Origin of the sequence: Amycolatopsis sp. SID8362, assembly GCF_010550475.1 — a bacterium.
Taxonomy (GTDB): domain Bacteria; phylum Actinomycetota; class Actinomycetes; order Mycobacteriales; family Pseudonocardiaceae; genus Amycolatopsis; species Amycolatopsis eburnea.
Genome location: NZ_JAAGNB010000035.1, coordinates 1 through 664, shown reverse-complemented (window position 1 = coordinate 664; position 664 = coordinate 1). Strand labels below are relative to the sequence as shown.

1 pseudogene is annotated in these 664 nt (G+C 76.4%); it reads left to right on the top strand.

Annotated elements, in window-relative coordinates:
• Positions 1-664, top strand: a pseudogene (locus G3I65_RS01340) (hypothetical protein); the annotation flags it as partial.

Here is a 664-nt window from a genome sequence, read left to right as displayed (position 1 = left end):
CCGCCCGGACGGCGGCCGCCACCGCGGCTCGTCGGGCGGTACCCGGAGCTGTGGTCCGTCCACAGTGCACTGCACGCGGCCGCTTTCCCCGGTGCGACACCGTATTCACGGCCGGTCGCCGTGCTGCGCGGCCTGCCGGGGGCCGGCAAGACGGCGCTGGCCGAGCAGTACGCCTACCTGTTCCACGACGCGTTCGGCGGCGGGGTCGTCCGGCTCGGCCCGTTCGGGCACCTCGAACCGGACGACTTCCTCGCCCAGTTCCCGCTCGCCCTCGCCAAGGCCGCCGCCGACCGGCTCGGCACCGACGTCTCCGGTCTGGACCTCGACCGCCTGCGCGAGCTGCTCGCCGACCGGATCGACGCGGCGGGCGAGCGGGTGCTGGTGCTCGTCGACGACGTGCCGGCGGGCCTGCCGCCAGCCGTCCTCGACCGGCTGCTCCTGCCCAGCGAGCGGGTGCACACGCTGATCACCAGCCGGTTCGGGCACGCGCCGTGGGACACCGCGACCGTGGACCTCACGGGCCTGACCCCGGAGGAGGGCCTGCGGCTCTTCGCGGAGTTCCGGGCCCCGGCCGACGACGCCGAACGCGCGGCCGTGCTCCGCTTCGCCGACCGCTGCGGCGGGCACCCGGTCACCTTGCGGGCCACCGCGTTCGCGGTCCGGC